This is a genomic window from Sandaracinaceae bacterium, assembly GCA_020633055.1.
GTDB lineage: Bacteria > Myxococcota_A > Polyangia > Polyangiales > Houyiibacteriaceae > JADJJE01.
Genome location: JACKEJ010000009.1, coordinates 320,104 through 343,293 on the forward strand (window position 1 = coordinate 320,104; position 23,190 = coordinate 343,293).

The 23,190-nt window shown below is 69.4% G+C and carries 23 protein-coding genes; 9 read left to right on the forward strand and 14 right to left on the reverse strand.

Annotation, left to right across the window (positions count from 1 at the left end):
* Positions 1–73: 73 nt before the first annotated feature.
* Positions 74–1,114: an NAD-dependent epimerase/dehydratase family protein gene (locus tag H6726_21395; GenBank protein MCB9660214.1), complete on the reverse strand. Its 1,041-nt coding sequence runs from the start codon at positions 1,112–1,114 to the stop codon at positions 74–76.
* 345 nt (positions 1,115–1,459) lie between these two features.
* Here H6726_21395 and H6726_21400 point away from each other — a divergent pair, with 345 nt between their 5' ends.
* On the forward strand, positions 1,460–1,969 hold the full coding sequence (locus H6726_21400; protein ID MCB9660215.1) for an endonuclease V: 510 nt from the start codon (positions 1,460–1,462) through the stop codon (positions 1,967–1,969).
* 10 nt (positions 1,970–1,979) lie between these two features.
* Here H6726_21400 and H6726_21405 read toward each other — a convergent pair whose 3' ends face one another.
* Entirely contained in the window at positions 1,980–2,675 is a 696-nt protein-coding gene (locus H6726_21405) for a DUF3261 domain-containing protein (GenBank protein MCB9660216.1), read from the reverse strand.
* 109 nt (positions 2,676–2,784) lie between these two features.
* Between H6726_21405 and H6726_21410 the strand changes: the two genes are divergently transcribed.
* From H6726_21410 to H6726_21425, 4 genes are all read left to right on the forward strand, one after another.
* Complete coding sequence (locus H6726_21410; protein ID MCB9660217.1) at positions 2,785–3,141, forward strand: hypothetical protein; 357 nt, start codon at positions 2,785–2,787, stop codon at positions 3,139–3,141.
* Positions 3,142–3,434: 293 nt separating this feature from the next.
* Entirely contained in the window at positions 3,435–4,169 is a 735-nt protein-coding gene (locus tag H6726_21415) for a DUF4331 family protein (protein ID MCB9660218.1), read from the forward strand.
* Positions 4,170–4,177: 8 nt separating this feature from the next.
* Positions 4,178–4,843 (forward strand): hypothetical protein, encoded by a 666-nt coding sequence (locus H6726_21420; GenBank protein MCB9660219.1) that lies wholly within the window; start codon positions 4,178–4,180, stop codon positions 4,841–4,843.
* A gap of 44 nt (positions 4,844–4,887) precedes the next feature.
* Positions 4,888–6,060, forward strand: a complete 1,173-nt coding sequence (locus H6726_21425) for a hypothetical protein (GenBank protein ID MCB9660220.1) — start codon at positions 4,888–4,890, stop codon at positions 6,058–6,060.
* A gap of 90 nt (positions 6,061–6,150) precedes the next feature.
* Here the strand turns inward: H6726_21425 and H6726_21430 are convergent, their stop codons facing one another.
* From H6726_21430 to H6726_21450, 5 genes are all read right to left on the reverse strand, one after another.
* Positions 6,151–7,026: a hypothetical protein gene (locus H6726_21430; protein MCB9660221.1), complete on the reverse strand. Its 876-nt coding sequence runs from the start codon at positions 7,024–7,026 to the stop codon at positions 6,151–6,153.
* 75 nt (positions 7,027–7,101) lie between these two features.
* Positions 7,102–8,016 carry a hypothetical protein gene (locus H6726_21435; protein ID MCB9660222.1) on the reverse strand — a complete coding sequence of 305 codons (915 nt, stop codon included), beginning with the start codon at positions 8,014–8,016 and terminating at the stop codon, positions 7,102–7,104.
* A gap of 16 nt (positions 8,017–8,032) precedes the next feature.
* The gene (locus H6726_21440) at positions 8,033–9,001 is read right to left on the reverse strand and encodes a 1-acyl-sn-glycerol-3-phosphate acyltransferase (GenBank protein ID MCB9660223.1); all 969 of its coding nucleotides are present in this window, start codon (positions 8,999–9,001) and stop codon (positions 8,033–8,035) included.
* A complete protein-coding gene (locus H6726_21445; GenBank protein MCB9660224.1) occupies positions 8,998–10,266 on the reverse strand; it encodes a beta-ketoacyl-ACP synthase in 1,269 nt (422 codons plus the stop codon). The genes H6726_21440 and H6726_21445 overlap by 4 nt, the downstream gene beginning before the upstream one ends.
* Entirely contained in the window at positions 10,263–11,861 is a 1,599-nt protein-coding gene (locus H6726_21450) for a tryptophan 7-halogenase (protein MCB9660225.1), read from the reverse strand. Before H6726_21450 ends, H6726_21445 begins: the two co-directional genes overlap by 4 nt.
* Before the next feature lie 615 nt (positions 11,862–12,476).
* On the opposite strand from H6726_21450, the gene H6726_21455 reads away from it, so the two are divergent.
* The 3 genes from H6726_21455 (at position 12,477) to H6726_21465 (ending at position 14,876) form a co-directional block, all read left to right on the forward strand.
* Positions 12,477–13,703: an ATP-binding protein gene (locus H6726_21455; GenBank protein MCB9660226.1), complete on the forward strand. Its 1,227-nt coding sequence runs from the start codon at positions 12,477–12,479 to the stop codon at positions 13,701–13,703.
* Complete coding sequence (locus H6726_21460) at positions 13,690–14,259, forward strand: hypothetical protein (protein MCB9660227.1); 570 nt, start codon at positions 13,690–13,692, stop codon at positions 14,257–14,259. The genes H6726_21455 and H6726_21460 overlap by 14 nt, the downstream gene beginning before the upstream one ends.
* A 203-nt stretch (positions 14,260–14,462) precedes the next feature.
* Positions 14,463–14,876 carry a hypothetical protein gene (locus H6726_21465; protein ID MCB9660228.1) on the forward strand — a complete coding sequence of 138 codons (414 nt, stop codon included), beginning with the start codon at positions 14,463–14,465 and terminating at the stop codon, positions 14,874–14,876.
* A gap of 9 nt (positions 14,877–14,885) precedes the next feature.
* Here H6726_21465 and H6726_21470 read toward each other — a convergent pair whose 3' ends face one another.
* The 7 genes from H6726_21470 to H6726_21500 form a co-directional block, all read right to left on the reverse strand.
* On the reverse strand, positions 14,886–15,182 hold the full coding sequence (locus tag H6726_21470) for a hypothetical protein (GenBank protein ID MCB9660229.1): 297 nt from the start codon (positions 15,180–15,182) through the stop codon (positions 14,886–14,888).
* A gap of 72 nt (positions 15,183–15,254) precedes the next feature.
* Positions 15,255–17,102, reverse strand: a complete 1,848-nt coding sequence (locus tag H6726_21475; protein MCB9660230.1) for an IS66 family transposase — start codon at positions 17,100–17,102, stop codon at positions 15,255–15,257.
* Positions 17,103–17,184: 82 nt separating this feature from the next.
* A complete protein-coding gene (tnpB, locus tag H6726_21480) occupies positions 17,185–17,541 on the reverse strand; it encodes an IS66 family insertion sequence element accessory protein TnpB (GenBank protein ID MCB9660231.1) in 357 nt (118 codons plus the stop codon).
* On the reverse strand, positions 17,538–17,891 hold the full coding sequence (locus tag H6726_21485) for a hypothetical protein (protein MCB9660232.1): 354 nt from the start codon (positions 17,889–17,891) through the stop codon (positions 17,538–17,540). Before H6726_21485 ends, tnpB begins: the two co-directional genes overlap by 4 nt.
* Positions 17,872–18,903, reverse strand: coding sequence for a HipA domain-containing protein (locus tag H6726_21490; GenBank protein MCB9660233.1), 1,032 nt, complete (start codon positions 18,901–18,903; stop codon positions 17,872–17,874). Before H6726_21490 ends, H6726_21485 begins: the two co-directional genes overlap by 20 nt.
* A 59-nt stretch (positions 18,904–18,962) precedes the next feature.
* The gene (locus H6726_21495; protein MCB9660234.1) at positions 18,963–19,331 is read right to left on the reverse strand and encodes a helix-turn-helix domain-containing protein; all 369 of its coding nucleotides are present in this window, start codon (positions 19,329–19,331) and stop codon (positions 18,963–18,965) included.
* Between the two features lie 118 nt (positions 19,332–19,449).
* Entirely contained in the window at positions 19,450–21,309 is a 1,860-nt protein-coding gene (locus H6726_21500; protein MCB9660235.1) for a cation:proton antiporter, read from the reverse strand.
* A 69-nt stretch (positions 21,310–21,378) separates the two neighbouring features.
* On the opposite strand from H6726_21500, the gene H6726_21505 reads away from it, so the two are divergent.
* The gene (locus tag H6726_21505; protein ID MCB9660236.1) at positions 21,379–23,175 is read left to right on the forward strand and encodes a tryptophan 7-halogenase; all 1,797 of its coding nucleotides are present in this window, start codon (positions 21,379–21,381) and stop codon (positions 23,173–23,175) included.
* Positions 23,176–23,190 lie beyond the last annotated feature (15 nt).

Sequence of the window (23,190 nt, forward strand, 5' to 3'; positions counted from 1 at the left end):
CCGGGCGCCTGCTGCCAGAGCCTGCCGCCGGAAAGGCGCATCGTGGCGCCTGGCCGCGTGCGTCGCGGGCCTCTCAGGACGCGTCGTACAGCGCCTGGATGTAGGGCATGGAGCGGCGCATGCCCTCGGCGTGGCTGACCTCCGGGGACCACTCGAGGTCGCGTCGCGCGCGGTCGATGTGTACCCAGTTCTCCTTCACCAGTTTGCCCGCCTCCATGACGGTCGTGAAGGGCCAGGGGCCACCCGCGTAGTGGACCACTTCGGACACCCAGGCGAGGCCGATCAGCACGGGCCCCGGCAGGTTCACACGCGGCATCTTGTGGCCGAGGCCCTCGACCGCGGGGCGGAAGAACTGGAAGTAGTGCTGCGGCTCGCCGTCGGTGATGAAGTAGGCCTGCCCCCCGATGCGCGTGTCCGGGCCCAGCCGGTCCGCGGCGTGGATGTGCGCGCTCACCAGGTCGTCGATGTAGACGTTGTCGGCGCGCGTCTTTCCGTCGCCCAGCCCGACGATCATCTTGCCGGCCTTGAGCTCCTTGATGAAGCGTGGGAAGTGGTGCTCCTCGCCAGGGCCGTAGATGCCGCCTGGGCGCAGCGCGCACGTGCGTAGGCCCCCCTCGGTGTCGGAGGCCAGCACCATGCGCTCGGCCTGCGCCTTGGTGCGCGAGTAGAGGTCGGCCAGCGGGCTGAGGTGGTAGCGGCGCGTCTCGTCGCCGCCGTCCGTGGGCACGGGCACCACGTTGATGCTGCTGGTGTAGACCAGCCGCGTGACCCCGTGCGCCAGGCACGCGTCCAGGACGTGCCGCGTGCCCTTGACGTTGACCGCTTCCACCTGCTCCCGCAGCGCACGCGGGGCGAGGGTGAGCGCGCAGATCATGGACGCCGCGTGGAACACCGTCTGGCAGCCCTCGACCGCGCGCGACACGTCGTAGGGGTTACGCAGGTCCCCCGTGATGCACTGGACGCCCGGGTGCGTGGCGAGCTCGTCCTTCGGCACGTGTCGGTCGAACACGCGCACCGTGTCGCCGCGCTTCAGCAGGGCGAGCGCGAGGTTGCGGCCGAGGTAGCCGGCGCCGCCGATGACGAGGACAGGGGAAGGTGCTGGGCTGCTGGGCATCGCCGTGGGCATACACGGCGACGCCCGAAACGCCAAGGGGGCGGGAGAGGGGAGCTCCGGGCACGGGCCCGGTCGCGCAGGCGCTCCCTGCGGTGCCTCCCCCATTGCGGCGCGCCAAGGCGCTTGCAATAGGGCCCCCCCAACACCCGTGCCCGGAGCTCCCCTCTCCCTTGGTGACGCGGCTCGTCGTGCGCGACGGGACCGGGAGGGACGCGTGCGAACCGCCTTCGGGCGCGAGGGGCGCGAGGGGCGCGGCTCGGCTCGGCTCGGCTCGGCTCGGCTCGGCTCGGCTCGGCTCGAGCGACGGAGCTCACCTGTGCGCGCGGTGCTCGCGTAGGATGAGCCGTGTTCGCCTGCCTCGACGTCGACTACAGCCCCACCCGCACGTGCGCGGCGTGCGTGCTCTTTGCGCGCTGGGACAGCGCGAAGCCCACGGCCGAGCTGTGCGCGCGGCTCGACCCCCAGGAGGCTGCAGGGTACGTGCCGGGCGCGTTCTACGAGCGGGAGCTGCCCGCGCTGCTGGCCGTCCTGGACAAGCTGCCCTTCGGGGTGGACGCCCTCGACGCGCTGGTGGTGGACGGCTACGTCTGGCTCGCGCGCGAGCGCCCCGGGATGGGGCACTACCTGTACGAGGCCATGCAGCGCCGCGTCCCCGTCATCGGCGTCGCCAAGAACGCGTTCGCCGACAACGACGTGGCGCTCCCCCTGCTGCGCGGCGAGAGCCAGAAGCCGCTGTTCGTCACGGCTGTGGGCATGGACCCTGCCGAGGCGCGTCGGCTGGTAGCGGACATGCACGGGCCGCACCGGGTGCCGACGCTGCTCCGCTGGGTGGACCAGGCGTGTCGTCAGCGGTGAGCGCTCTAGTCTAGAGCGCTTCCCAGCTGAGCGTGCGCACCGTGCCCGTGTAGCCGAACCAGCCGTTCTCGAACGTGGTCTCGTCGGGGGGGCGCGCGGTGTTCGGGGCGCCGGCGCCGAGCGGGGTCGCGAAGCGCACGGTGATCGCGCCCGCGGGGGTGCCGTCCAGGCGCTCGAACGTGCGCTCCGTGATCCCCTCTGGGCCCACGTGCTCACGCACGCGCTCACCGTCGCGCTCGACCTCGCGCCAACCGTCGGCGTCTGGGGCGGCGCTACCCGCGCCCTGGAACCAGGTGCGGTGGATGTCGTGCAGGATGTAGCGCGGAGGGAAGGGCAGCTCCTCCGGCATGAAGCTCTCGAAGGTGATGTCGTGCTCCCCGCGCTGCGTGAGCACAAAGGCGCGACCTCCGTGCGGCGCCAGGCCCAGCAGCAGCAGCTCGTCGCCTCGCTTCTGCAGGATGGCGCGGAAGGTGTGGGCCCCCTGGGCATGGGTCATGGTGACCTCTTGCTCCATCATGAAGTCGGGGCCCAGCGCGGATGGCGCGGCCAGCACCGTAGGGTACGCGTTGGCGAGCTGTTCGGGCGTGGCCGTGGCCACGGTGCGCGGCCCGCAGCCCGTGAGCACGGACGCGGCGACCACGAGGGACAAACACGCGAGGCCCGCGTGGGCGACGAGGGTGGGGCGTGCGTGCGGGGCGACCGTCATGCCGAAGACCTAGCAGTCGCGCGTGTCGCCTGCACTGAGACTCCGCTCGCCGCGCCCGCACGGAGACTCCGCTTGCCGCGCCGTGCGGCGCAGATCAGCATGGCGCCCGATGTTCGACAGCGAGTTCGTGTTCGGAGACCTGAACTGGTCCGCGCCGGCGACCGAGGTGCGGGTGAGCGTGGGTGTGCCCGCGGCGCTGCGCTATTTCGACGGGCACTTCCCGGGTGACCCCATCGTCCCCGGCGTGGCGCAGCTGGGCCCGCTGGCCGAGCGTCAGACGCGCCGCGCATGGCCCGACCTGGGCGCGCTGCTGTCCGTCAAGCGGCTGAAGTTCATGCAGGCCCTGCGCCCGGACGACACGCTCGCGCTCACGCTCAAGCGCGCCGGGGACAAGGTCACCTTCGTCCTGCACAAGGGCGAGCTCGAGTGCACGCGCGGGACCCTCGTGTTCGCGGCGTCCACCTGACGCGTCGCGGTCCGCTTCGAGCAACCGTCGCGTCTCGCGACCTCGCTCCCTCGACCAGGCCCCGTTGCGTCGCGCGACCTCGCCGAACGCGGGCGTCTCGGCGCTCAACTTAGGGTGGCCTCTGCTCGCGTGTGTGAGTCTCCGAACTTTTTCTGATCCGTCCGCGCCCGAGCTTCGTACCGCTTGGGCCAGCCGCTGAACAGCCGCGCCAGGTGGGGCGCGAGGCGCTGGGGGACGTTGCCGAGAGCGCGGTGCTCTCGGCGTGCCCGCATGGCGGGACGAGAGAGGTACGCATGAAACACGATAGCCCTTGGATCGCACGTGTGCTGGGGGGAGGCGCGTTGCTCGGACTCGCGCTCGCTGGCCCCAACCTCGCGCATGGCGCCGACCACACGGACTCTCCGGCAGCCACCGCGGAGCCACTCGCCGACATCGCCGACCTCTACGCGTGGATGAGCGCAGATGCGGCGGACCTCAACCTCATCATGACGGTCAACCCCTTCGCGGGGGCGACGACGGCCTTCGGGGACGCGACGCAGTACGTGTTCCACGTGGGCAGCCGCGCAGACTTCGGCGCGACCACCGAGGACGACACGCGCGTGGTCTGCCAGTTCCATGACACCGACGCCATCGAGTGCTGGGTCCTCGCCGACAACGGCACCGTCGCCGACTACGTGCAGGGCGATCCGAGCAACCCCGCGGGTCTGGTCAGCAGCAGCGGCGACCTGCGCGTCTATGCGGGGCTGCGCAATGACCCCTTCTTCTTCAACCTCGACGGCTACCTGCGGGTGGTCGACACCGTGCGCGGCGCGGGGCTCCCGACCGACGAAGGGAATTGCCCCACCGTCGACTCCGGCACCAGCGGCCTGCTCGTCGCTCAGCTGACCACCGACGCCGACGACAGCGCGGCGACCGACGACTTCGGCAGCGCGAACGTGCTCGCGTTGGTCGTGCAGGTCGACAAGTCCCTCGTGACCTCTGGCGGACCCGTCCTGGCCGCTTGGGGCAGCACCCACATGGCGAACTGAGGCGCATCATGAACACGCAACACACAGCACCCCTGTTCGCCGCGGCCCTCTGCGCCGCAACCCTCCTCGCCTGCAGCGATGGCAACGACAACCCCGACGACATGGGCATGACCGCCGACCAGGGACAGGCCAACGCGCCCCGCGGTCGCGAGAACCCGCCGACGCTGGGCGACCAGATCGACCGCATGGGGCGCCCCGCCATCTCCACCGCCACGGTGGGCACCTTCATGCCCAATGGGACGCCCCGCAGCGACCTCAAGGACGACTATAACGCTAACGACAACCCCAGCACGTGGGGCGCCATGTACGCCGCCGGCATCGCGGACATGATCGCCATCTACGACGGCGCGGACACGGTGTGCGGCAACCAGCTGGGCTACGACGCCAGCAACGGTGTGGCGAGCGCCTACGACTTCCTCGCGGGTGTCCTCGCCGACGATCGCCTGGTCATCGACAGCGGCAGCGGGACGTGCCCCGAGTACCTGGGCTACGAAGCCGAGGTGCTGGGCGTGGTGGGCGAGGGCGGCTGTGGTGGCCGCACCCCGAACCACGACGTGATCGACCGCAGCTACTCGGTCCTGATCAACGGGTCGCTCGGCGACTTCAACGACGCCATCGCGGCCGACAGCGCGACGCACAGCGTCACCACCTTCCCCTTCCTGGCGGCGCCCTAGCCATGGGTCCGAGAGCTGGTCGGGCGCGTCTTCGTACGCTGTCGATGGTGTTCCTGTGTGGGCTCGCGGGGTGTCAGCACGCCGGGGGACCCGGACGTGAGGCCCCGGTGGTGCAGCTCGACACCCGTCGAACCACCAACCCGGACGTCGCGGTGAACAACCTGCACGCTGCCATCGACAGCCTGCGCGCCCGGCTGGCTCTCACCCCGGACGACACGACGCTGAGCGCGGCGTTGGCCGACCAGCTGCTCGCGCGCGCTGCGTACCTGGGTAGCTACGACGACTTCCGCGAGGTGGACGAGCTCACCGCGCGCGCCTACGCGCATTCGGAGACCACGCCGAGCGTGATCATGCAGCGCGCGGGCTACCTGAGCGCCGTCCACCGCTTCGTCGAGGCGAGTGAGCTGATCGACCTGGCCGAACGGCACGGCGCAGAGGCTGGCGAGGTGGAGCGGGCGCGCATCGTCATCGGCGTCGCCACAGGGACCGCGCCCGCGCTGCTCCTCCCGCGTGCGGAGGCGTTGGTCGCAGAGAGCGATACCTACGCGCGGCTGACCGTCCTCGGCACTGTGCAGGCGGCGGGGGGCCACTACGACGAGGCGGACGCCACCTACCTGCGCGCGCTCGAGCGCTACCGGGATGTCTCGCCCTTCGCGTTGGCGTGGGTTTCCTTCACGCGCGGCGTGATGTGGGGCGAAGCGGCGGGTCGGCCCGACATCGCGCGGGTCCTCTATCGGGACGCCGTCGCGCGGCTGCCGCAGTACGTCGTCGCCAACGTTCACCTCTCGGAGCTCGAGGACAGCGCGGCGGCCATCCCGCGCCTCGAAGGGATCGCGTACGTGGCGGGCGACCCGGAGCCCGCCGGGCGTCTCGCGCAGCGCCTCGAAGACAGCGACCCAGACCGCGCTGCCGATCTGCGTCAGCGTGGGACGGAGCGCTACGACGAGCTGCTGGCGCGCCATCGCGAGGCGTTCCTCGACCACGGCGCCGAGTTCTTCGCCGGCGTCGGCGGTGACCCACAGCGTGCGCTGGCGCTCGCGCTCGAGAACGTCGCGCTGCGGCCCGTGCCGCGTGCGTACGTCGTGGCCATCGGCGCGGCGCTCGAAGCCGACGCGCTCGACACGGCCTGCGCGTTGGTCGCGCAGTCTGCGCGGTGGCGCGGCCAGCACGTGGTGCTGGAGGAGCGCGCAGCCGAGCTCTCGCGTCGCTGCCCGTGACGTCGTGGGGTCACCGCACCGAGAGGCGTCGATGCCAACGCGCGGTTCAAGAGTCGTGGGGCCTCGTCTGGGCCAGGGCGGAGTGTCGGCTCAGCGAGCGCGTCCGCGCAGACCAACTGACAGCCCCGTGCATCCGCCCCCAACCTCGACGTCATACAACGCCTGCAGGATGGCCGCGACGTCTTCGAACGCGACGTCGGTGTTCAGGAGCGGGAGGATGGCGCGCACCGTCGCCTCGAACTCACCCTTCTGCAGGCTCCCTCCGACGATGATGTTCTCGAGGCCCGCGTCGCCGACGGTGGCCGTCACGATCACGTCGCGCAGACGGAGCGGAATGTCGACGTGACCGTTGACCGTCGGGTAGGGAATGGTGAGCTGCAGCGAATCGAGCTCCACCCGTAGGGCGCCCGTGGCCAAGACGCTGCCGTTTCCCACGCTGGACACTTGGTTGCCCATGCCGTCCGTGAACACGATCTGAGCGCAGCCCGACGTGGTAGCCCGGTTCAGCTGCAGGTCCAGCGGTAGCGTCGCGCAATCCGCGCGCCCAGGCTCGCACTGGACCGCGCGTCCGAGCGCCATCTGAAGGTCAATGGGGTTGTCGGGGGAGACCTGAGGGACCGCCGCGGCAAAGTCGATGAAGGCGTTGTCCACACCGCGCGCGTAGTCGGGGACGCCACACGCGATGCTCGTCCCGTCGAGGTCGTGGCCGACCGGGTCGCCCGCGGTCGCCTCCTCCTGTGTGGGGATCCGCAGGTCGTCGAAGCGGTGGACCGTCGTGCGATCTCCGCAGGCGCCGAACTCGACGTCCGGCCCCAGCCCGAAGTCGAGGTCGTCGAACGGTCCGCCGTCCGGCGGCGGTGGCGCGCCGCCGTCTCGTCCCGGGGCGACGAACCCTAGGGTCCGATGCTCGTAGCACCCGGATAGCGCGAGCACGCCTACCATCCACCAAGCTCCGATCGACTTCACCAGCCACCTCCTTCGTGGTCCGCGCTCACCATATCAGAGGCGAGCGGCCGTGCCCACACCGGTCGAGGGCGGAGCTCAGAACGAGACCAACAGGCCCGCGCCGCCGAGGGTCGGGTACACCATCACGCTCGGGCTCCGGCGCGTCGCGATGGCTCCGTCGAGCGGATCGTACGCGCTCGCCTCGAGGTCGTCTGCCTCGCTCGGTGCGTCATCGAGATCCTCTTCACCCGCGCTAGCGTCGTCGTCGTAGCCCTCGTCTCCCAGTGGGTCGGGCTCCGGGTCCTGCACGTAGGCGTGGCCGCAGATGCCGCCACGAATGCGCGTCGCGGAGAGGGCCGCCCAGTTGGGCGCCGTCAGCGCGGTGGCAATGCCCAGGATGGGGCTGCCGAAGAACGCCAGCGCGGCCGTGGTGGGGTTGCTGTAGCGGCGCGAGAGCGAGGTGCCCCAGCCGATGCCCCACCCGAGCGCGAGTACATAGGAGGTGGACCCCGTCATCAGGCCTTGCCAGGCGCCCGCCGAGGTCAGCACCGACTCCGCATACTGCGTCTGGGCAATGCGCTCGCGGCGCGTGGACGTCGGCATGCGCTCGATGCGTCGTACCCCCCACACGTCGGGCATCGGGTAGAACGCGAGGCGCGCGGCCGCCACCGATGCCCCGACGCCAGCCCCGATGTAGCCCAGCCAGCGGGCCCGGTCGTCGCGGTTGTCCGAGCTGGGACCGATGTTGGGGGCCAGCACCCCCAGCGCGACCACGGCGATGCCCGTGTAGGCCGTCAGCCAGCCGAAGCGCCAAACGCGCGCTCGCGTGCGATGTGAGCGCAGCTCCCCGACGATGCGCGCCGTGTGCCGCTCGATCTCCTCGTCGCTCATGTCCTCCACGCAGAGGTTGACGCTCTGCGCTTCTGCAGCCCTGGCCGGCAGCCAGGCGAACGCCAAGGCGAGCGCCCCGACGGTGACGAGGGAGGGGCGGGGAGGTGGCGTGTGCTGCATCGCCTTCGACGATAGCCTAAGTGGCGTTCGTCGCGATACCCTTCGTCTCCAGCGCGCGGAGCGCGGCACGACGCTCGAGGCAGCCGGCGTAGCAAGCGGCGAGATCGTCGCGCACACGCTTGCGGATGGCCTCGGCGTCGCGCTCGCCACCACGCGTGGGGTCGGTCTCGATCACCTCGCGCACCTCGAAGCGGAAGTGCGTGGTGCCCTCCGGTACCTGCCAGAAGTGATGGCTGCGATCGAGCATCGGGCGGTTCACGTCGATGAACACGGACACGATGGGCACCTTCGCGCGCACGGCGGTCTCGAAGGGCCCGCGACGAAACCGACGGAGCCCCGTGCGCAGCGAGCGCGAGCCCTCGGGGAAGCACACCAGCGGGTGCCCCGCCTCGACGTGCGCCACCATGCGGTCCAGCGCGGGGGTGTCGCTGTCCTCGGCGGCGCCCTTCGTGGGCGCTCCGTCCGCTGGGATGTAGTTCAGCGAGCGCAGCACCAGCGCGAACGGACCGAAGTTGTACCAGTTCCACTTCACGATGCTGGTGAGGCGCGGGAACGAGTGCAGCAGGAAGGGTACGTCGATGAGGGTCGGGTGGTTCGCCACCACAACATAGGGGCGACCCTCCAGCCCTTCGGGGGGCACCGGCATCTCGTACGTGATCAGGCGCACCACCTTCATCCAGTACAGGAACGTCCCCAGCCCGCGTCCCACGAAGCGCGTGCACAGCGCGCGGTAGCGCTTCAGGTTGAAGAGCGCGAAGGGCAGGAAGAGGGGGACGAACAGCAGCCCGAGCAGCACGCTGCCCGTGAAGAACATCGCAAACGACGCGAAGGTTGCCAGAGTGCGCAGCCCCTGCGAGAGGCGCGAGTCCGTGCGCGGACCGTCGTCGCGCTCCACGAGGTCCTGAGGCCCGGGCTCTCGCCGAACGGGTCCGAGCGAGGTCTCGCCGCTGGGGGTCGCGAGCGCGTCTCCCACGCTCTCGCTCATGCCTGGCTCGCGTCGCCTCCGGGCGCGGGCCCCAGCAGGATGGACGTGTTGATGCCGCCGAACGCGAAGTTGTTGGTCATCACGATGCGCGGGCGCTGCTCGCGCACCTCGGTCACGTAGTCGAGGCCCTGCGCGCAGGCTGGGTCCAGCTCCGTGAGGTTGCGGTTCGCCGCCATGAAGCCGTCGCGCATCATCGCCAAGCACCAGGCCGCCTCGATGGCGCCGCACGCGCCCAGCGTGTGCCCCACGTAGCCCTTGAGCGACGCGAAAGGCACGGCCCGCTGGAACACCTCGAAGGTGGCCTGGCTCTCCGCCACGTCGCCGATGTCGGTGCCCGTGCCATGCGCACAGACGTAGTCCACGTCGGCCGGGTCCACGCCCGCGTCGGCCAGCGCGAGCTCCATCACGCGCTGCATGCCGCGCTTGTCGGGGGCCGTGAGGTGCGCGCCGTCGCAGTTGCTCGCGTAGCCCAGCACCTCGGCCAGCACGTGCGCGCCGCGCGCCTTGGCGCTCGCCAGCGACTCGAGCACCAGCGCGCCGCCGCCTTCGCCGATGACCAGGCCATCGCGCGCCTTGTCGAACGGGCGCGGCGAGAGCTCGGGGCGGTCGTTGTACTTGTGGCTGGTGGCCATGAGCAGGTCGAAGGTGACCGCGCTCATGTAGTGCATCTCCTCGGCGCCGCCGCAGATCATGACGTCCTGGACGCCGGCGCGGATGAGCTCGTAGCCCCGGCCGATGGCCTGGGAGCTGCTGGTGCACGCGCTGCAGGTGGACTCCACGCGGCCCTGGACGCGGAAGGCGTGCCCCACATTCACCGCGCAGGTGTGCGTCATGAGGCGGAAGTACGAGTTGGACTCGAGCCCCTTCATGTTGTTGTTGGTGACCAGCGGCATGCTGAACGCCTCGGTCTCCGCGCCCGACCCGCTGGTGCTGCCGAAGGCCACGCCCACGCGCGGGGTGCGCAGCACGTCAGGGCCGAGGCCTGCCTGCGAAACGGCCTGTTCGGCGGCGTGCACCGCCAGCATGGCGACGCGGCCCATGGTGCGGCGCTTCTTGCGCGAGTACAGCGCCTCGAAGTCGAGCCCTTCCACCGTGGCGCCGAGGCGGCCCAGCATGTCGGTGACCTTGTCCCACTCGGGCATGAAACGGATGCCGCCGCGCAGCGCGCGCAGCGACGCCACCGACTCGTCCACCGAGTGCCCGATGGGCGAGGTGACGCCCATGCCCGTCACCACCACCCGCTGTGCGTCCGCGCGTGCGCTCATTCTTCGTCCGTCCCGAGCTGGGTCCACGCGTCGAACATGTCGCGCTCGCCCTTCAGCACCTCGTCCAAGAACGCGGTGTCCTCCGCGAAGATCTCGCGCAGCATCTTCTGCGTGCGCCCGAACACCTCTTCACTGCGCGCGTTGACCTGGCGGCGCTTGCGCGGGTAGCCCACCGGCTCGAGCACGCCGAAGGTGCTGCGCCCGTCGAGCGAGTACTTGCCCTGGTTGCCGGCGTGGTACTGCCCGCGCTCACGCAGCTCCTGGGCGCAGCGGCGGAACAGGGCGCGGAAGTTCTGCATGGTCTGCAGGCCCCACTCCTTGCGGCGCAGCTCCCCGCGCAGCCACTTCTCGTCCAGGTGCAGGTCGCAGGTGTACGCGTCGAAGATGAGGTTGTAGTAGAGCGCCGTGTCGAAGAAGATCTTGGCGCGGAACAGCTCGTAGCTGCCGAAGGTCTCGTAGAGACCGTCGTAGATGGCCATGGTCGTCTCGAAGCGGTACTTGATGAACGCGTCGTAGAGGTCCGCGCGCGTGCTGACGGCCTCGCCGCTCTCGCCCGCGTGGTCGCGCGTGATGAGGTCCGCGACGAAGTCGTTCTCGATGGCGATGAAGTCGCTGCCGGGGCTGTAGAACGGGTCGGTGAAGGCCGCCGAGTCGCCCACGCAGGCCCAGCGCTCCTCACCGGAGAAGAAGCGCTTGGTGCGGAACGCGAGCTGGTTGTACGCGCCGATGTCGATCATCTTCGCGTCCGCGATCATGGCGCCCGGGGCCGCGTGCTTGTTGATAAAGGCGCGGAAGCCCTCCTCGCGCGCCATGCCGCGGTCCCACTGGCTCTTGTCGGTGACGATGCCGACCGAGGTGATGCCCTCCCGCAATGGGATGAACCAGATCCAGTAGCCCTCGTACATGAAGTGCGTGGTGGACAGCATGCGGCTGGTCCAGCGCGCGCGGCGCTGCCACTCGGGCGCGTGGATGGCGTCCATGTCGAGCACGCCCGTCATGCGCGCCCAGCTGGCCGCGATGTGGTGACTGGGCTCGGGGATGCGCAGGTCGCGCGCCTTGGCCACGAGGCCCGGCCGACCGGTGGTGTCGACCACCCAGCGCGCCTCCCACGTGCTCGACTCGGGGACACCGGCGCGGTCTTCCTTCACCTGGAAGCGGTGCAGCCCGCCGTCGCTCGAGAGCTGCAGGTCGCTGACCTCGGCGGGCAGGTGCATGTCCACGCCGGCGGCGCGGTTCATCTCGATCAGGTCGCGCTCGAGCCGGGCGCGGTCCAGCTGGAAGCTGGGGTAGGGCGGGAGCGCGTCCACGCCGATCTCGCTCATGTCCGTGAGCTGTGAGTCCCGCTCGGGCGTGTCGAAGAAGAAGCGCAGGCCGTTCTTGGGCAGGTGCTCCTTGTAGGTGTAGGTAGACAAACCCATGCGCCGGATGAGATAGTGGGTGGCTACCTCGACCGTGGACTCCCCCACCTTGTAGCCCCGCTCGATGTTCTTCTCGAACACGGCGACCGAGACAGAGGGGGTGTGCTTGCGCAGCTGCAGAGCGAGCAAATTACCAGCCAGGCCACCACCGAGGATGGCGACGTCGACCTTGGGCATGAGCGTTCTCTCCTGAGGAGTAGGGGACGAGGGGAGTCTTAGCGTGCGCCGTGGCGACCGTCCATTGGGTGGGGCCTGTCCTCCGGGCTGTTTGCGGGCGAGACGGTGGCGCGGGCGTGGCGGGGCGGGGCGAGCCCCAGCAAGGGGCCGGTCGCGCAGGCGCTCCCTGCGGGGCCCCCGGAGAAAGCTGCACTTCGTTTGCTTTCTCGGTCCCCCCAACCCCCTTGCTGGGGCTCGCCCCGCCCGGCGGTCGCGTGTGGTCGGGGCGCGCAGGGCTCGGTGGGTTGAACCCGATGGACGGTCTTGGCGCTGGGAGGTGGGGGCGGGTGGGGCTCGGTGGGTTGAACCCGATGGACTTGGATGGCGCTGGAGGTGGTGGTGGGGCCGGCGGGTTCGGCGGGTGGGCACGTGGAGTCGGGTGGCCCGCGATGGACGGCCTTTTCAGGAGGTCGTGCAGCCGGTGGTTCGGGTGGTTTCCGGCGCGGGGCCCCCTCACGCGAGGCGATACGTCCGTTGCCGCACGTGTGTTGGACTGTGGTAGGAATCGAAGCGAAAACCACGTCGATGCTCGCGTCCCTTCACACATCAAACGTTGGCCCCGCGCCTTACATGCACATGGAGCTCGCGTCCCGGTTGAACCTGATCACGGGAGACAACGGGCTCGGGAAGTCGTTGCTCCTCGATGCCGCCTGGTTCGCTCTGACGGGTACGTGGCCCGCGACGTGGTCTGGACGCGGGCTCGTCCCCACGCAGGCGGGCGCCTCCATCGTGTGGAGCGAGGGTGCTGGAACGACGTCGAGTTCGGCCGCGTGCTCCTACGATTTCGCGGACGCGCGCTGGACCGGCCCGAGCGGCTCGTGGGGACGTTCGGACCTGGTGGTCTACCTGCGCGTCGATGGGGGCGTTTCTGTCTACGACCCGCTTCGAAGTGGTGAGGACTTCCGACTCCCCTTTGGCGCGAAGGCGTGGGACACATCGAACGTGTTCCAGTTCCGTGAGAACGAGATCTGGGACGGTCTCAGCATCGTTCGCAATCAGGTGACCAGCCGAGTGTGTGAAGGTCTCGTCCGAGACGTCGCGGTTTGGGCCCTCGACTCCACCGAGCCGGACTTCGACGTCCTGGCGGCGCTGGTCACGAAGCTCGGTCGCGGGGAGGGGCTTTCACTGCAGCGTCGTGTGAAGCGCGTGTTCGTGGACGAAGCGCGCGATTATCCCATGCTCGCGGGCCCTGGCGGTGAGGTGCCGGTCATTCATGCCGCCGCTGGCATCCGCCGAATTCTCGGCCTTGCGTACATCCTCGTGTGGACGCTGCGCGAGCACCGCATCGCGGCGGAACTCAGGAAGGTTCAACCGGCCCAGTCCATGGTGCTCCTCGTCGATGAAGTCGAGGCTCACCTGCATCCGCGCTGGCAGCGCGAGATCGTCAGCGGTCTTGTCGGCGCGGGCTTGCCCGACGCCCAGTGCCTCATCACCACTCACTCCCCACTTGTGCTTGCGTCGGTCGAGCCGTATTTCGACTCGGCTCGCGACAAGCTCTTCACGCTGGAACTCGTCGACCGCGGCGTGGCGTTGCGCGAGCAGGTTTGGAGCAAACAAGGGGACGTCGCGAATTGGCTCGTGTCGGAGAGTTTCGGCCTGCGACAGGGGCGGTCCATCGAAGCCGAGCGGGCCATCGAAGCGGCCGAGGCCTACATGCGGAGCGAGTTCTCCCAGCTGCCTGCCAACCTCGCGACGAAAGACGCCATCCACTCCGAGTTGCTCCGAGTCCTGGCCGGACACGACCCCTTCTGGCCGCGGTGGGTGGTCCAGCTCAAGTCTGAAGACGTCCATGATTCGGTTTGAGCCGACACCTCCTCCGGAGGGGTTCGAAGAGCGTGTCGGTGTGCGCGGGCGGCGATGGCTGGAGGGGCATCCACAGGGTCGCCCTCCAGACTACTGGAGTGAGTTCGCGCCAGCGCTGCAAGAGGCATTCAAGGATCTCTGTGCGTACTCGGCGATGTACTTGCCGAAAGGTACTGTGGACCATTTCGTGAGCTGTTCGGAGGACCGCACGAGGGCGTACGACTGGTCGAACTATCGCCTCGCGGCAGATTGGCTCAACGCATCCAAACAGAACCTTCGATCCGAGGAGCTACTTGACCCCTTCCAGGTGATGGATGGTTGGTTCGAAGTCATCCTTCCGTCGCTGCAACTCGTACTGACCGACAAGGTACCCGAGGAGCTTCGCGCGCGTGCTGAACACATGCTGGTGCGACTGCACTTGGGACACGATGAGCGTGTCATTCGTCAGCGTCGCGGATGGCTGAAGATGTACGAAGAAGGAAAGCTCACGCTCGACGGGCTGGCGGATGTGGCGCCGCTCATCGCTGACGCAGTTCGGCGCCGTCGCGCCGGCTGATCCCGGTGGCGAAGCGCATGCAGTCTGAGCCTCGCGTGGCTCCGTTAGAACTTTGAGGTCGGTTCCCAGGGCGGAGGAGGCCGGCCTCGCGCGCCTCCTGGTGTTCGCGGGGCGCGCCCTCACGAGCGACCCTGTGGACCCCTGCCTCTGAGAGCCCGCACCAGCGCCCGTGCCACGCCCACATCGTGTGTCATGCTCCCGCGATGCTCCGGCTCGCGCCCATGTTGGACCGCCTCGAGGAAACGCTCTGCACCGTGCCCGGTGCCAGCTGGCGGCGCACCGACGCGGGGATCATCGTGGACCCGGTCAGTCCGGACGGGTTCGAGGTTGGCATTTCGTGCGTGGACGGCGAGTACATGGTGTGGTTCGACGGCTGGCACGAGCTGTTCGCGTCCCCGGACGAGGCGCTGCGTGCTGTCACGAAGGGTCTGGGGCCCGAGTACCGGCTGCAGATCACGTACCGCGGCGGAACGCCGACCACCTGGACGGTGCAGGAGCGCGTGGGCGACGCGTGGCAGGACGACGGCGTCACGCGGGTGATGTGGCTCGCGTTCTGGAAGCCCAAGCGCTACGTGCACAAGCAGAACAAGCTGTTCCCGTCGTCGCCGCAAGCGTGACGCGAGCCGTTACCGGTCCCGCCACGTGTCGGCGACGCGGAACGCTCGCTGCATTCCGTCCTGCGCCGTCGGGCTGAGTCCGGCCTCGCCGGCGGCGCTCCGCCAGGTTCGAACGGCCGCGACCACCTCGCGCACCACTTGCTGCGCTTGCCGCTGCTGGATGCGAAACACGTTCGCGACCGACAGGGCCAAGTCGAGGTCCAGCGCGTTGTCCGTCTCGGAGATGTTCAGCGCGAGGCCTGCTCCGTGCGGGTTCGGGTTGATGTCATACGCCGGCGAGAGAACCCACCCAGGTAACCGCTGCATAAACCCGCTCTCGTCGAGCGTGGAGGACCGCCTCACACTGGGCTCATGCTTCCGGCGACCAGCTCGACGCGCTCAGGCGCGGTCCTCCGCGGGCGACTCTTCGCCCGGGCGGCGCAGCGGAATCGGGTCGGGCACGGTGATCCATCCGACCTCGGCCGCGAGCTCGGCGGGATCCAGTCGGGCGCGCGTCTGGTTCCAGAAGAGCGGCGCGAGCTCGAGGTAGCGGTCCTCGGGCCAGCAGGGGAGGACGCGGATCAGGTCACGGATGTACTCGCGGGGGTTCAGGTGGTGGAGCTTGGCGGAGGCGATGAGCGTGAGGTGCGCCCCGGCGTTCTCGGCGTGCTTGGTGCTCCCGGCGAACAGGGCTGCGTCGCGGATGCGGACCACCTTCCGCAGCTCGCGTTCGCTCCAGTTGTTGTCGATGCGCAGCCGTCCGTCAGCGAGCACTGCACGGAGAGGACCCTCCTGACGGACGACGTACCCCAGCGCAGCGCGGGCGGGGCCGCGGCGCTTCTTCTCGCGCTCGTAGTGCTGCTTCGCGAAGTCGACGAACTCGTCGATCAAGGGCGCGAGGTGCTGCAGGCGCCGCGCCTTGACTGTGGACGGGGGAGGCTTGCCGGCACGGCAACGCCGCTCGACCTCGAAGATCTTGTGCAGGTACACAAGCCCCTCGCGCCCTATCGCCAGCTTTGCGAACGCGGCTTCGAAGAACTTTCTCCGCGCATGCGACCAACACCCCACCTCGGTGGGCAACTCGTCGTCGGGCGCGTCGGGATCCGCCGGGCGAAAGAGCGCGTTGTACACGCTACACGCGTCGGCCTGGATGTGACCGCCGTAGCCTTTGAACAGCGTGACGACGTCTTCGCTGCGCTGGCGCTCCGTGAAGTTGAACAGGATGTGGTCGCGGTCCGCGATGCGCACGAAGTAGTGGCCCTTGCGACAGGGCCGCCGTGGGCCGTCGTCGAGCTTGCCCGGTTGCACCGCGAAGCCCGTGGCGTCGGTGGCGATGCAGAACGCGCTCATCAACGCGTCCCGCTCCATGGCGGCGACGATGGTCTCGTTGAAGCGCGAGCCGAGTTGGTCGAGCCAGCGGCTCATCGTGCCCCGGTCGAGCGAGACGCTCTCGAAGAGCAGCTCCTGCTCCTGACGGTAGAGCGGGAGGCCTTTGCTGAACTTGTCGGTGATGACCTCCGCCAGCACCGACGGCGCCGCGAGGCAGCGCGGCAGCAGCTCGGGCGGCATGTCCGCCGTGAACAACTCGGTGCGCCCGTTCTCGTCAGGGAGCGTGGCGTAGGTCGTACGGAGGATCTCGACGTGGATGTACTCGGCGGGCTTGCGTCCGAGCTTGTGGCTGGCCTCTGGCTCCGGCAGGCGACGGGCTAGCCCGTCGTCAACGAGCTTCTCCATGTGTGGATCCGTCAGCGACACGGTCTCCTTGCGCAGCCCCATCTCCTCTACCCGACGACGCCCGGTGGACTTCGACCGGCGCTTCTTCTTCGCCTCCGGGTCGTTGCTGTCACCGCTCTCATCGCTCGGGTCATCGTCGCTCTCGGACGGGTTGCCCATGGCACCCGCGAGCGCGTCCAACTTCTGCGTCAGCGTCTCGAACTCGAGCTGCAGCTGCGTGGTGTCTGCACGCTCTGCGGACGCGATGAAGATCTTGCGCTTGAGTAGCTTCAGCTCCAGCTGCAGCTGCATGTACGCCTCGCGCAGCGCCTCGTACTGCGCCGCCTGCTTGGCAATCTGCGCCGCTGCGGCATCGAGCTTGGCCTCGCGCGCAGCAAGTGCCGCGTCGCGTGCGGCAAGCTCAGCGTCGCGTGCGGCGAGTTCGGCGTTGCGCTCCGCGAGCGCGGCCACGAGCTTGTCCACGAGCTCGCCGCGCTCTCCGGTCAACGACTCGAGGTCTGCCTTCGTCGCCATCGCTGGGTCGACTCATAGGATCTAGGATCCCGCTTGTCCATAGCCAGATCCGAGATTCTTCACGCACGCGCACGCTATCGGATCAATGCACCGACGGAGTGGTGTTGCGCTTCGCACGCGCGCGCGGAGGAGGCAGCTCTATGCCGTCTAGCAGCACGTCCAGCTGGTCCTCGCTCAGCTCCACCACGCGTCCTTCGTCGATGGGCTCGGGGAGCTGGAAGCGTCCACGGTCGAGGCGCTTGTAGAAGATGCAAAGGCCCGTGCCGTCCGCGAAAATCGCCTTGAGGGCGGTGCGCCGACGGTTGAAGAAGATGAAGAGTCCACCGGTGCGCGGCGAGCGGCCGACGCGTTCCTGCACCTCGCCTGCAAGGGTGTCGAAGCTCTTGTGCAGGCTCACCGGGTCGAGCGCGACGAACACCTCGATATCGGCCGGGATCATCGCACCACCTCCGGGCGCTCGAGCACCGCGAGCACGCGCGACAGCGTCTCCTCGTCAAACCCGCGCTCCACCTCCACGCGCACCGCCCCAACCGACAGCCGCACCCCGGTGCCGCGCGTCACGGACGTGGCCGTCACCGTCGGCCGCGTCGGACGCACCAGAGCCATCCGAATCTCCGCGCCTGACTTCGCGATCTTTCGCGCCGCCTTCTTCTCGTCCTGCATCCGCGCCGACCACGACCAGAGCCGGGTCACATTCAGGCCGCGCGCCTCGCAGTACGTCCGCGCCGTCTCCCCGCTCGCTCGCCACGCACGCACGTGATCGGGCCACTCACCCTGAAGTCTCTTCATCCCCCGAGCGTGGGGCTCGCTCCGCATCTCGTGAAGAGCGGGTCCATGCAGCGGTTACCCACCCAGTGGGGCTCAGCATGAAGCCATGGTTCCTCAGGTGATCGTCCGTGTTGGAAACACAGATGGAGAACACGATGCGGCGGAAGAGCTGAGCGAGGTCGACAGCTGGCTGGGCGCCGAGCCTCGCCATCAGGTCCACGAGCTCGAGGTAGCTCGCGCCCTCGTCCGCACCTTGTCCGTCGACGTGGTCTGTCAACGTCATCGCGGAAGCAAAGTGCAGCCGCTGTCCCCCAGGGCCGCGGTCGAACCGCCGGCTGAGAAAGGTGTGGTGCCCTCGTGAGGGCTCTCGCTGCGTTCCGAAGCGGCGCACCTGCGCCTCGGGCACGCTCACACCCGCGAGCTCGGCCAGCCGGCGCGTCGTCATTTCCCATGCGCCGATGTCCACGTCGTCCCTCCGACTCGGGAACTTGGCGATCCACAGTTGCCCACGTTCATCGCGGACACTCGCCTTGGGACGGGCTCCTCCGAGAGATCCACCAGGCGCAATCAGCATCCTGAGCCAGTGACCGTAGTCGGGGTCCGCTTCGACTCCCTCTCGCTCGAGCTGAAGGCTCGCGTGCTCCAACTCTCGCAGCGAGGTCCAGGGAGGGGACGCAAGCTCATCGTTGTCGTCCATGAACCTTCCGTCGACGCAGAACCGCAGGGCGCCCATGCGGTGCCCGTCGTGCACGCCGAGGAGGTAGTCAGACTCGACGAGGCGGCGCTCCTCTCGTGCTTCGGCGCGCGCCAGCTGGGCTTCCCGTCGCCGCATCAGGAGGCGTCCCCAACGCTCGGGCGACGAGTCCAAGAAGAGCCCGAAGCTGCTCCGGCTCTTGGCCGGGTATTGCGGACCGCCATAGAGGGCCAACGAGGGATCCAGCTGCTGCCTCGGGGCACTCTTCAACCAGTCCTCGTCGTACGAGAACGCGAACACCTCCTTGCCGCGCGCCGGCGTAGCGGTCAGCAGTCCCATGCACGTCGGCCCGTCGAGCCCCACCCAGTCAGCGACCACCTCGATCGACCGTTGCTCGCTCATCCGCCGTCACTGCCCTTCGTTGGGCCCCCGCCCACGTCGACCTCCGAGGCGGCGACGCGCTTCCGAGCGCGGCGTCGCGTGGGCAGGCCGGCGTCCTGCAGCTTGCGACCGAGCTCGTCGTCTCTCGCAATGAGCGCAAGGTCCTCGTGGAGTCCAAGGCTGTGGAGCACGTTGGCGTAGGACCCAAGCGAGACCCCCGGCTCACCGTTCTCCACCGCGCGTAGGGTCGGGCGCGACATGCCGGCCCGCTCCGCCACCAACGCCATCGAGAACCCGCGTCGGAGCCGGGCCAACCGGATGTTCTCGCCGAGTTCGCGCATCAAGCGAGCGACCATGGGGTGTGGGGTTGGACTCTGTCTTCCCATAACAGGAAGTAACGTATCCGAAATCGCTCGTTTGTGGAAACAGTATTTTCCTTTATTGCGTGCACGACGCGAGGGGGTGGATGAACCCGGACGCCAGGTTCCGGTTCCTCAGAGGACGTCAGCCTTCCACAGGCGTCCACCCGCGCTTGGCCAGCTCCACGTCGGCGGCCTCGGCGCGCGCGCCGTCCACCAGGATGGCGATGGTGGTGCCGCGGCGGAAGCGGGAGCGGCTGGTGATGGGCTCGACGGTCTTGCGGTGCACCAGCACGAGCGGGACGTAGGGCGGGTTGGACTCGCCGCCCGTGCCCAGCGGCGGGCTCTTGCGGTTGCCCGTGAAGCGGTACCACGCGACGGAGCAGCTCTTGGCGTCCAGCCGGCCGCTCCACAGCGGCACGTCCACTGCGCCCGCGAAGAGCACCTCGCCGCCGAAGTCGTCGATCATCTCGGGCGACACGCCGTGCTCCCACTTGCTGAGCCCGATGGCGAAGCGGATGTCGCGGTAGTGCAGGCGGGTCTTCTCGCCGAAGAGGTAGTTGACCTCCTCGTTGGCCGTGACCGCGATGGCCCCCGTACGCGTGCTCAGCTGCGCGCGCAGGTGCGTGTTCTCCTCCAGCGCGTTGCCCTGCATGGAGCGCACGTTGTCGGCCTCGAGCGCGCGGATGTTGTTGGGGTCGTTGTCCAGCGCCATGACCTCGCCCCCCTCACGGGCCAGCAGCTTGCATAGCTCGCGCGCCAGCGTGCTGCCGCCCACGACGACCCAGCCGTCGCCGCTCTTGCGGCGCAGGCCCAGCACGTGCGCGGCGAGGCCCCCGGTGAGCGCCGCCCAACCCACGGTCACCGCGATGACGAGGAACACCAGCGACGACAGCTCGCGCCCGCCCGGGATCTCGGCCGCGTCCAGCGCGTAGGCGAAGAGCGACGCCACCGCGGCCGCGACGATGCCGCGCGGCCCGAGCCAGGCCACGAACGCGCGCTCGCGGGCGGTGAGGTCGGTGCCCATGGTGCTGAGCGCCACGCTCACGGGGCGGACCACGGCGATGGTGCCCACGGCTACCAGCACGCCGCCCGTGCCCAGCGCGAAGATGTCGGCCAGGCGCACGTCGGCCACCAAGAGCACGAACAGCATCCCGATGAAGAGCGCCGTCAGCTGCTCTTTGAACTCGCGCAGCTCGCGCGCCACGTGCGTGCGTGAGTTGCCCACCACCAGCCCGGCCACGGTCACCGCGGCGATGCCGCTCTCGTGCACCACGGCGTTGGACGCCTCGAACACCAGCACGGCGAGGCTCAGCGTCATGACCGTCTCGAGCCCCTCAGGCACCAGCCCGCGGAAGCGCAGCAGCAGCGCGATGAGGGCGCCGCCCAGCATGCCCACGGCCACCCCGAAGAAGAGCCGCCCCACGATGACCGGGCCCGCCAGCAGCACCCCCTGGTCCGACGGCGAGAGCACCACCTCGAGCGCGACGGCCGCGGTGATGGCGCCCACCGCGTCGATCAGCACGCCCTCGGCCTCGAGCACCGTGGAGACGGGCTTCTTGACCTTCAGGCGTCGCAACAGGGGCGTGACTACGGTCGGCCCCGTCACGATCACCAGCGTCCCGAACAGCAGCGAGCGCTGCCAGCCCCAGCCCAGCACGACGGCCACCAAGATCATGCCCAGCACCATGCTGACCAGCGCGCCCACCGTGACCAGGCGCCGAATCGCCCGCCCAGAGCGCTTGAGGCGCCGCAGGTCGAGGCTCATGCCCCCCTCGAACAGGATCACGGCGACCGCGAAGCCCACCAGGGACGCCAGGCCATCGCCCAGCAGGGCGGGCTGCACCAAGTTGGCTCCGTCGGGCCCGAAGGCCACCCCCAGCACCAGGAGCGCCACGATGCCCGGCAGGCGCAGGTGGTGGGCCACGGTCTGCCCCAGCATCCCGGCGGCGAGGGCGAACGCGACGGTCAGGGGCGCGGACTGGTGGAATTCGAAGAAGGACACGAGCCGCGCAGCATAGCCCACGGGACTCGTTGCAGCGTCCCCACGGGCAGCCTAACGTGTAGTCCCGTTATGAACGCCTCCGCGCGCCCCTCCCAAGCCGACTTCGACCTCGTCATCTGCGGTGGAGGCCTCGCTGGCCTCGCCCTGGCGCTGCAAGTGCGCGCCGCCCTGCCGGACGCCTCCGTGGCCGTGCTGGAGCGCCAAGCGCGCCCGCTGCCCCTGGCCTGCCACAAGGTGGGCGAGAGCGCCGTGGAGCTGGGCTCGCACTACTACGCGCAGGTGCTCGGCCTGGCCGACTACCTGGAGAAGAACCACCTGTTCAAGAACGGGCTGCGCTTCTTCGGCGGCAGCGGGCGCGAGCCGCTCCACACGCGCACCGAGATCGGGCCCACCGAGTTCCCGGTGCTGCACAGCTACCAGATCGACCGCGGGCGCTTCGAGAACGACCTGCGCGCCATGGTGGAAGACGCCGGCGCCACGCTCATCGAGGGCGCCGTGGTGGGCGACATCACGCTCACGCCGCCGGGCGAGCTCAACCGCGTGGCCTTCAAGCGTGCGGACGGCACCCCGGCCGAGTTCAGCTGCCACTGGGTGACCGACGCCAGCGGGCGCGGGCGCCGCATCCAGAAGCTGCGCGATGCGCGCATCCCCGCGGACAAGCACGCCAGCTCGGCCTGGTTCCGCGTGAAGGGCCGGCTGGGGCCCGGCGACCTGGTGCCCAAGAGCGAAGAGGCCTGGCACGCGCGCGACGTGGACGACAACCGCTGGCTGTCCACCAGCCACCTCATGGGCAAGGGCTACTGGGTGTGGCTCATCCCGCTCGCCACCGGCTACACCAGCGTGGGCGTGGTGACCGACGCGCTGCACCACGAGCTGACCGACTACAACAAGGAGCCGCGCATGCGCGCGTGGCTCGAGCGCTTCGAGCCCGCCGTGGCCAGAGCCGTGGCCGACCGCGAGTTCGAGGACTTCCGCATGTACAGCGACTACCCCTACCGCTCACGCGAGAGCTTCTCGCTCGAGGGGTGGAGCAGCGTCGGCGAGGCCAGCCTCTTCATCGACCCGCTGTACAGCATGGGCAACGACTTCATTGGCCTCGGCAACACGCTCACCACGCGCATGCTGGCCGAGCAGCGCGCCGGCACGCTGACGGCCGAGCTGGTGGAGGAGCTGCAGGCCTTCTACCTGCACTGGGCCAAGGACATGGACCGCACCCTGTCCGGCAACAGCCTGGTCTTCCCGCACTCCCGCATCTTCGGCGCGAAGCTGTGGTGGGACTTCGCCATCTACTGGTCGTTCCACTGCCCCTACTACTTCGACAAGGCGCACCAGGCGCCGCTCGCCGAGCACAAGCGCTTCCACGCCATGCGCGGGCACTGGGCCGCACTGAACCGGCGCGCGCAGCACGTGCTCGAGACCTGGGCCGCGCTGATGCCCACCGAGCACAGCAACGGGCCCGCGCACATCCCCCTGCCCATGTACCCCTCCGTGCTGGTGGACCTGCACCTCGAGCTGCAGCACGCGCACACCCGCGAGGAGAGCCTGGCCCGCATGGAGAGCAACCTCACCATGGGCCGCGACCTGGTGGGCGAGCTCATCGCGCACGCGCTGCGCTCGCTGGGGCCCGACAAGGCGCGTGAGTTCGGCGAGCGCGTGGGCAGCGGGCCCGACCTGGAGCACGGGCTGGAGCTCACGTTGGCTCGGGCGCAGGCGGACTCGCTGCCGCGTCGGGAGCGGAATGCTGCCATGCCGCAGATCGGCCGCGACCTCGAGCGCGCGCTGGGCCGCGAGGCGGGGGAAGCGACGCTGGAGGAGCTGTACTCGGTCGCGTTCCCGGGCGCGTCGGAGCTGCGCAGCGCGAGCTGAGGGGTGAGCGCAAGC

What these genes read in the sequence shown, in the direction of transcription:
- H6726_21395 (MCB9660214.1), bottom strand. Translation starts at nt 1,114, where the DNA reads ATGCCCAGCAGCCCAGCACCTTCCCCTGTCCTCGTCATCGGCGGCGCC.
- H6726_21405 (MCB9660216.1), bottom strand. Translation starts at nt 2,675, where the DNA reads ATGACGGTCGCCCCGCACGCACGCCCCACCCTCGTCGCCCACGCGGGC.
- H6726_21410 (MCB9660217.1), top strand. Translation starts at nt 2,785, where the DNA reads ATGTTCGACAGCGAGTTCGTGTTCGGAGACCTGAACTGGTCCGCGCCG.
- H6726_21415 (MCB9660218.1), top strand. Translation starts at nt 3,435, where the DNA reads ATGAAACACGATAGCCCTTGGATCGCACGTGTGCTGGGGGGAGGCGCG.
- H6726_21420 (MCB9660219.1), top strand. Translation starts at nt 4,178, where the DNA reads ATGAACACGCAACACACAGCACCCCTGTTCGCCGCGGCCCTCTGCGCC.
- H6726_21425 (MCB9660220.1), top strand. Translation starts at nt 4,888, where the DNA reads ATGGTGTTCCTGTGTGGGCTCGCGGGGTGTCAGCACGCCGGGGGACCC.
- H6726_21435 (MCB9660222.1), bottom strand. Translation starts at nt 8,016, where the DNA reads ATGCAGCACACGCCACCTCCCCGCCCCTCCCTCGTCACCGTCGGGGCG.
- H6726_21440 (MCB9660223.1), bottom strand. Translation starts at nt 9,001, where the DNA reads ATGAGCGAGAGCGTGGGAGACGCGCTCGCGACCCCCAGCGGCGAGACC.
- H6726_21445 (MCB9660224.1), bottom strand. Translation starts at nt 10,266, where the DNA reads ATGAGCGCACGCGCGGACGCACAGCGGGTGGTGGTGACGGGCATGGGC.
- H6726_21450 (MCB9660225.1), bottom strand. Translation starts at nt 11,861, where the DNA reads ATGCCCAAGGTCGACGTCGCCATCCTCGGTGGTGGCCTGGCTGGTAAT.
- H6726_21455 (MCB9660226.1), top strand. Translation starts at nt 12,477, where the DNA reads ATGGAGCTCGCGTCCCGGTTGAACCTGATCACGGGAGACAACGGGCTC.
- H6726_21460 (MCB9660227.1), top strand. Translation starts at nt 13,690, where the DNA reads ATGATTCGGTTTGAGCCGACACCTCCTCCGGAGGGGTTCGAAGAGCGT.
- H6726_21465 (MCB9660228.1), top strand. Translation starts at nt 14,463, where the DNA reads ATGCTCCGGCTCGCGCCCATGTTGGACCGCCTCGAGGAAACGCTCTGC.
- H6726_21470 (MCB9660229.1), bottom strand. Translation starts at nt 15,182, where the DNA reads ATGCAGCGGTTACCTGGGTGGGTTCTCTCGCCGGCGTATGACATCAAC.
- H6726_21475 (MCB9660230.1), bottom strand. Translation starts at nt 17,102, where the DNA reads ATGGCGACGAAGGCAGACCTCGAGTCGTTGACCGGAGAGCGCGGCGAG.
- tnpB (MCB9660231.1), bottom strand. Translation starts at nt 17,541, where the DNA reads ATGATCCCGGCCGATATCGAGGTGTTCGTCGCGCTCGACCCGGTGAGC.
- H6726_21485 (MCB9660232.1), bottom strand. Translation starts at nt 17,891, where the DNA reads ATGAAGAGACTTCAGGGTGAGTGGCCCGATCACGTGCGTGCGTGGCGA.
- H6726_21490 (MCB9660233.1), bottom strand. Translation starts at nt 18,903, where the DNA reads ATGGGACTGCTGACCGCTACGCCGGCGCGCGGCAAGGAGGTGTTCGCG.
- H6726_21495 (MCB9660234.1), bottom strand. Translation starts at nt 19,331, where the DNA reads ATGGGAAGACAGAGTCCAACCCCACACCCCATGGTCGCTCGCTTGATG.
- H6726_21505 (MCB9660236.1), top strand. Translation starts at nt 21,379, where the DNA reads ATGAACGCCTCCGCGCGCCCCTCCCAAGCCGACTTCGACCTCGTCATC.